Source organism: Nocardioides ginsengisoli (assembly GCF_039537225.1).
GTDB lineage: Bacteria > Actinomycetota > Actinomycetes > Propionibacteriales > Nocardioidaceae > Nocardioides > Nocardioides ginsengisoli.
Map to the genome: position 1 here is coordinate 58,778 of NZ_BAABAC010000006.1, position 3,806 is coordinate 62,583.

General features: G+C 68.9%; 4 protein-coding genes. All 4 read left to right on the forward strand.

What is annotated here, in order from left to right; translation table 11 throughout:
• Positions 1-69 precede the first annotated feature (69 nt).
• From AB4880_RS03900 to AB4880_RS03915, 4 genes are read left to right on the forward strand one after another with little or no spacing between them, the layout of a single operon-like run.
• A complete protein-coding gene (locus AB4880_RS03900; protein ID WP_367917890.1) occupies positions 70-1,071 on the forward strand; it encodes a branched-chain amino acid ABC transporter permease in 1,002 nt (333 codons plus the stop codon).
• A gap of 8 nt (positions 1,072-1,079) precedes the next feature.
• Complete coding sequence (locus AB4880_RS03905) at positions 1,080-2,270, forward strand: branched-chain amino acid ABC transporter permease (protein WP_367917891.1); 1,191 nt, start codon at positions 1,080-1,082, stop codon at positions 2,268-2,270.
• Positions 2,263-3,081, forward strand: a complete 819-nt coding sequence (locus AB4880_RS03910; protein ID WP_367917892.1) for an ABC transporter ATP-binding protein — start codon at positions 2,263-2,265, stop codon at positions 3,079-3,081. Before AB4880_RS03905 ends, AB4880_RS03910 begins: the two co-directional genes overlap by 8 nt.
• The gene (locus tag AB4880_RS03915; RefSeq protein WP_367917893.1) at positions 3,065-3,790 is read left to right on the forward strand and encodes an ABC transporter ATP-binding protein; all 726 of its coding nucleotides are present in this window, start codon (positions 3,065-3,067) and stop codon (positions 3,788-3,790) included. The genes AB4880_RS03910 and AB4880_RS03915 overlap by 17 nt, the downstream gene beginning before the upstream one ends.
• Positions 3,791-3,806: the final 16 nt, after the last annotated feature.

Genomic DNA, 3,806 nt, shown 5'->3' on the forward strand with positions numbered 1-3,806 from the left:
CTGCTGCGGCCGGGGGACCACCGTCTCCCGGCCGCAGTGCGAATCAGACCGGCGACCCGGGGGGATCCCTTGCACTTCGACGTTCTCTTCAACAACCTGCCAGCCTTCACCGTCGGCGGCCTGGTGTTCGGCGCGATCTACGCGCTGATCGCCCTCGGCTACACGATGGTCTACGGCGTCCTGCAGCTCATCAACTTCGCCCACTCCGAAGTCTTCATGTACGGCACCTTCGCCGTGGCCTGGGTCTTCGTCCTGCTCCACGGCACCGACTCCGTGAGCTGGTCCCTGGGCCGGGCCATACCCTTACTCCTGGTCGCGCTGGTCGCGGCCATGGCGATGTCAGCGGGCATCGCGCTCCTCCTCGAACGCGTCGCCTACCGGCCGCTGATGAAGAAGAACGCGCCCAAGCTGATCGCGCTGATCTCGGCCATCGGCGCCTCCTTCGCGCTCTCCGAGGCGATGGGTCTGCGTGACCGCTTCGCCGGCTGGTTCGGCCTCGAGGACAACCTGTCCGACTACGTGGCCAAGGCGCGCGACGTCTACTCCAACCCGGTGACGATCCAGCCCCACGACCTGTTCAGCGTCGGCAACTACTCGGTCACCGACGTCGACCTCGTCGTCATCGGCGCCGCGCTGCTGATGATGGTCGCACTCGACACCTTCGTCCGCCGGACCCGCTTCGGGCGCGGCATCCGCGCCGTGGCACAGGACCCCGAATCCGCCGCGCTGATGGGCGTGAACTCGACGCGCGTCGTCCAGGTGACCTTCCTGGTCGGTGGCCTCATGGCCGGCGCCGCCGCCACGCTCTACATGCTGAAGATCGGGTCGACGCGTCAGAACGCCGGCTTCCTGCTCGGCGTCAAGGCGTTCACCGCGGCCGTCCTCGGCGGCATCGGCAACCTGCGCGGCGCCCTGCTCGGCGGCCTGGTCCTCGGCGTCGCCGAGAGCTACGGCTCCGCGGTCTTCGGGTCGCAGTGGAAGGACGTCGTCTCCTTCGTGCTCCTCGTCCTGATCCTCCTGGTGAGGCCCTCCGGCCTGCTCGGTGAGGCCCTCGGAAAGGCGCGTGCCTGATGAACCCCGTGAGCACTGCCCTGCGCGCCGTCGCAGCCAACTGGGACCGGATGATCGACGGCTTCCACCGCAAGCCGCTCCCCGTCCGGATCGCGGTGATGGTCGTCATCGCGCTCTTCTTCTACGCGCTGCCGCTGCTGCGGCCGCCGATCATCACCACCAACAGCATCGACTTCGGCGGTGTCATGTTCGGTGTGGTCGCGTTCGCGCTGGTCGCGCTCGGCCTCAACATCGTGATCGGGTACGCCGGACTGCTCGACCTCGGCTACGTCGGCTTCTACGCCGTCGGCGCCTACACGACCGGTGTGCTGACCGCCTACCACGGGGCCTGGCCGTTCTTCCTGGTGCTGCCGATCTCGATCGCGGTGACCATGGTGTTCGGCGTCGTGCTCGGCGCGCCGACGCTGCGCGTGCGCGGCGACTACCTCGCCATCGTGACGCTCGGCTTCGGTGAGATCATCCGGATCTGCCTGGTCAACGTCGAGTGGCTCGGCGCGGCGGCGGGCATCAAGGACATCCCGCACCCGCCGAGCATCGGCCCCAACCCGGAGGGTCCGTTCGCCGGGAAGAAGGGGCTCTTCGACATCCCGCGCGTGCAGTGGGACGGCATCGTCCCCAGCCTCGACTGGGACCACGCGACCCACTTCCTCACCTTCGGCGCGGGCGACGCGATCCCGTACTACTGGCTGCTCCTGTCGGTGGTCCTGCTCGTCATCGCCGCCGACCGCCTGGTCAAGGCCAGCCGGGTCGGCCGGGCCTGGGAGGCCACCCGCGAGGACGAGGACGCCGCCGAGCTGATGGGCGTTCCGACCTTCCAGTACAAGCTGATGGCGTTCGCCCTCGGCGCCGCGATCGGCGGCATGTCGGGTGCGTTCAAGGCGAGCGGCCAGGGTGGCTACATCAACCCGCAGACGTTCCCGCTGCTGCTGTCGATGCTCTTCGTCGCCGCCGTCATCGTCGGTGGCGCGGGCAACCGCTGGGGAGCGGTGGCCGGTGGCGCCCTGGTGGCCTACCTGCCCGAGCGCTTCCGTGACATCAACGACTACCGTCTGCTCCTCTTCGGCCTGGCCCTGACCGTGCTGGCGATCTGGCGGCCCGAGGGCCTGCTCCCACCGCGTCGTACCCGGCGCGTCAAGGCGGCCGAGGCCGAGATCGAGGCCATCGAAGAGGGCGAGCTGGAGGAGGGGGCCCATGCCTGACACCACGACCGACGCCACGGCCGACACCGTGACCGCCACGAAGGCACTGCTCGAGGTCGACCACGTCACCTTGAAGTTCGGCGGTCTGACCGCGCTCGACGACGTGAGCTTCGAGATCCGCGAGGGCGAGATCCTCGGTCTGATCGGGCCCAACGGCGCCGGCAAGACGACCTGCTTCAACGTGATGACGGGCGTCTACCGCCCGACGTCCGGGCAGGTCCGCTTCGACGGCACGCCGCTGACCAAGATGAAGCGCTACAAGATCACCAAGCTCGGCATCGCCCGGACGTTCCAGAACATCCGACTGTTCAAGTCGATGACGGTGATCGAGAACGTGCTCGTCGGCGCCGACGCCCACAGCAAGGTCGGCTTCTGGGACGCGCTGCTGCGCACGCCCCGCTACCGCCGTACCGAGGGCGAGGCGCGGGCCAGGGCGGCCGAGCTGCTCGAGCTGGTCGGCATCAAGGCGCGTCACGACGAGCTCGCCTCCAACCTGTCGTACGGCGACCAGCGCCGCCTCGAGATCGCGCGTGCCATGGCGACCGGGCCCAAGCTGCTCTGCCTCGACGAGCCGGCGGCCGGCTTCAACCCGGCCGAGAAGGTCAAGCTCATGGAGCTGATCCGCAAGGTCCGCGACGCCGGCTACACCGTGCTGCTGATCGAGCACGACATGCGGCTGGTCATGGGCGTCACCGACCGGATCGTGGTGCTGGAGTTCGGCCAGAAGATCGCCGAGGGCACTCCCGCGGAGATCCGTGACAACCCGGCGGTCATCGCCGCCTACCTGGGGGTGGATGAGGATGCTTCTTGAGATCGAGGACCTGCAGGTCAACTACGGCCACATCGAGGCGATCCGGGGCATCTCGTTCTCCGTCCCGGAGGGCACGGTCACCTCGCTGGTCGGCGCCAACGGCGCCGGCAAGACGACCACGCTGAAGACCCTGTCGGGGCTGCGGAAGGTGCGCGGCGGCACGGTCCGCTTCGACGGCGAGGACATCACCCACCTGGCGCCGTACGAGCGGGTCAAGCGGGGGATCAGCCAGTCGCCCGAGGGCCGCGGCTGCTTCCCGGGCATGACCGTGCGCGAGAACCTCGACATGGGCGCCTTCTTGCGCAAGGACCGCAAGACCGCGGCCTACGCCGAGGACGTCGAGCGCGTGTTCACGCTCTTCCCGCGGCTGCGGGAGCGGGAGAAGCAGGCGGCCGGCAGCATGTCCGGCGGTGAGCAGCAGATGCTCGCCATCGGCCGGGCCCTGATGTCGCGCCCGCGGCTGCTGCTGCTCGACGAGCCGTCGATGGGCCTGGCGCCCAAGCTCATCCAGCAGATCTTCACGATCATCACGGAGATCAACGAGCAGGGCACCACAGTGCTGCTCGTCGAGCAGAACGCCGCGCAGGCGCTCAAGCGCTCGCACGACGCGCACATCCTGGAGACGGGCGAGATCGTCCGCTCCGGCAAGGGCGAGGACCTCGCCGTCGACCCGGCGGTCAAGGCCGCCTACCTGGGCGGTGACGTCTGACCCGCTGCATCAGCGA